The sequence below is a fragment of the Halobiforma nitratireducens JCM 10879 genome (assembly GCF_000337895.1).
GTDB lineage: Archaea > Halobacteriota > Halobacteria > Halobacteriales > Natrialbaceae > Natronobacterium > Natronobacterium nitratireducens.
Genome location: NZ_AOMA01000130.1, coordinates 1 through 2,717 on the forward strand (window position 1 = coordinate 1; position 2,717 = coordinate 2,717).

Genomic DNA, 2,717 nt, shown 5'->3' on the forward strand with positions numbered 1-2,717 from the left:
CCCGTCCGACCGCCATCAACGCACCGATGACCGCAGCCATCGCCACCGTGCCGACCGCCGCGTCGATCGCCCGTGACAGTCCGCGTTGCGAGGCGGAGCCGGACGGACCCGAAACCGGAAGCGACTCCAGGGCGGCCTCGAGGCGCGCCTCGGAGTTGCTCGAGGCCGCGAGTGCGACGACCGTCACGGTGACGGCGGCGACGACCGCCAGGACGACGGACTGCGAAAGGGTGCCACCGGCCTGCCCGGCGAAGTCGTACAGTCGCCAGAAGACGATGATCCCGATCGCGGCGAAGAAGGTGCCGACGCCGAGCGACCAGAGGAGTCGGACGGTTCGCGACGTGGAGGCGTCGCGTCGCCACTGGACGGTCGCCGGATCGTCGGGATCGACTGGCAGCGCCGATTCGGGGTCGTCGGTCCGGCGTGTGTCTTCGGTCTGGTCCTCGGCCTCGTCCATTCCCATACACGAACTCGCCGTGCGCGGGGTAAAATCCGTTCGATGTCAGCCGTCGGTAGCTCTCGAGCCGTCAGAACACGAGCGCGAACGCGGAGTAGCCACCGAAAGCGATGAGGATCGAACCGGCGAGCGAGCCGATCCACGCCAGCACGGTGTATCCCATCTTGCGGGCGCTGACGCCGCCGCCCGCTCCAGACGCGGCGTAGCCGCTCCCGATGATCGCACTGACGATAATCTCGTTGAACGAGACCGGAATGCCGTACAGGACTGCCGTCTGTGCGATGATAAACGACGGGATCAACGCGGCGATCGATCGGCGCGGCCCGAGCGAGGAGTAGTCCTGCGAGATCGCCTTGATCATCCGCGGTGCGCCGGTCCACGACCCGAGCAGGAGGCCGAACCCGCCGCCGACCAGCAGCGCGATCAGCGGGAGTCCAACGTCACCGGACAGCGGGATCAGTGGCCCGATCGCCAACCCAACCTGACTGCCGCCAGCGGAGAACGCCACGAGCGCGCCAAGCGCCAGCAAGAAGTGTCGTTCACCGCGTTCGGTTCCGTTCCGGAGGTCGAACCCGATCACCGCCGCCCACAACAGCGCCATGACGGTCGTCGCGACCACGACACCGAACAGGTCCGGTCCGGGCACCCAGCCGCTCGAGGCTTCGGCGATCGACGCGCCGCCGGCCTCGGCGGAGCCGAGGACGGCGAACTCGATGTTTGCGACGATGACGCCGACGAACGCGGCCAGCAAGACGATCAGATACTCCTCGGCGATCGGTTCCCGTCGGAGGAGACGTGCGATCGCGTAGGCGAGGCCGCCGCCGACGAACGGCGTCAGAATCCACAGCGTCGCGATTTCGATGTACTTCGGCCAGGCGGGGTCACCGCCCATCGCGAACCCGACGCCGATGACCGCGCCGGTCACCGTAAAGGCCGTCGCGATCGGGTAGCCCGCGAAGACGCCGATCGCGACCAGGCCGGCCGCGATGATCAGCGCGATCGTCGCCGCACCCGGAGACAGCACGACGCCGTCGATCAGTTCGGTGCCGACCGCCTCGGAAACGTTCGCTCCCTGCAGAACCGCCCCTGCGAAGCCGAGAATCCCGACGAGAAAGCCCGCACGCATCACCGAGATCGCGTTCGCACCGACCGCCGGCGCGAACGGCGTCGAACCACTCGAGCCGGCACCGATCGCCCAGGCCATAAATAGACTCGCGAGGGCGGCTATCAGGAACGTCGCGATCGTCACGATCTCGACCATCTGTTCGGGGTTTTTAGCGGGTCCTACAAGTGTGTGCCGGCCTGCGGTTGCTGGAGAACGTTGGGCCCGGTAGGTTGAGTAGTGAATTCACCTGGGGTCGAGTAGCGGGCTCGGTTCGACACGGACCGAACGAGAACGGAGGGAGACCAGCAAGAAACGGGGGAGGCCAGCAAGGAGCGAACGGGGACAACCACGCCCTCGTCGCGCGAGCGCGGCCCCCTCAGTCGAGATCCGCGCGCTGGAACCGCCAGTAGCCGACGAGAACCGGAACGGTCGCCCACGCGAGCAGGACGCCGAGACCGAACAGGTTCGGCGCGTGCGGAGCCGTTGTCGTCCCGCCGACAAAGGCGATATCGAGCAGATCGGGAACGTAGTATCGCGCCCCATCGAACGCGTGTAGCGGATTCAACCGGTTTGCGTACAGAAACCACGTCGGTTCCTCGAGTGTAGCGAACCGACCTGCGAGGGGATCCACGCCCGTTTCGGCCTGTCCAGTCACGACGAGCGAAACGAGCGAGATGACGAGGGTGTCCCAGAGAACCACACACAGCGCATAGAGCCCGATCAAAATCCCGATTACTCGCGTCTCGCTGGCGAAGGTACTCGAGACGCCGACCGTCACGCCGAGCCACGCGAACGTGTAGAGGACGAGCACGGCGAGGCCGCCGACGATTTCTGTCGGCCCGTCCGTCCCGAACTGCGCGACGACGAACGCCGAGAGCAGGAGTGCAACGGCGAGGACGACGGCGAGGAGCGTCGCGGCGCGGCCGACGTATTTTCCAGTCACGATATCCCGGCGACGCCCCGGTTGGCCGAGGAGAAGACGGATTCGACCAGAATCTCGCTCACCGACGACCGCTCGATAGCCGAGAATGATCACGAGCAGCGGGACGAACTCCGCGAACGTGTCGAACGTCGACAGGAAGGGGTACGTCGTTCCCGCGAGCAGGTCGCCGTAGAGCCACAGCCGCGTGACGACGAAGAGGCCGAGAACGGCGG

The 2,717-nt window shown here is 66.6% G+C and carries 2 protein-coding genes and 1 pseudogene; all 3 read right to left on the reverse strand.

The window, feature by feature from the left end; all coding sequences use genetic code 11:
- Positions 1-457: pseudogene (locus C446_RS13080) on the reverse strand (hypothetical protein); the annotation flags it as partial.
- Positions 458-527: 70 nt separating this feature from the next.
- A complete protein-coding gene (locus C446_RS13085) occupies positions 528-1,718 on the reverse strand; it encodes an inorganic phosphate transporter (RefSeq protein ID WP_006673594.1) in 1,191 nt (396 codons plus the stop codon).
- Between the two features lie 220 nt (positions 1,719-1,938).
- Positions 1,939-2,717, reverse strand: a 779-nt coding sequence (locus C446_RS13090) for an ABC transporter permease subunit (RefSeq protein WP_006673595.1), incomplete at its 5' end; no start/stop codon positions are given.

Coding starts and splice junctions, on each gene's coding strand:
- C446_RS13085 (WP_006673594.1), bottom strand. CDS start 1,718: ATGGTCGAGATCGTGACGATCGCGACGTTCCTGATAGCCGCCCTCGCG.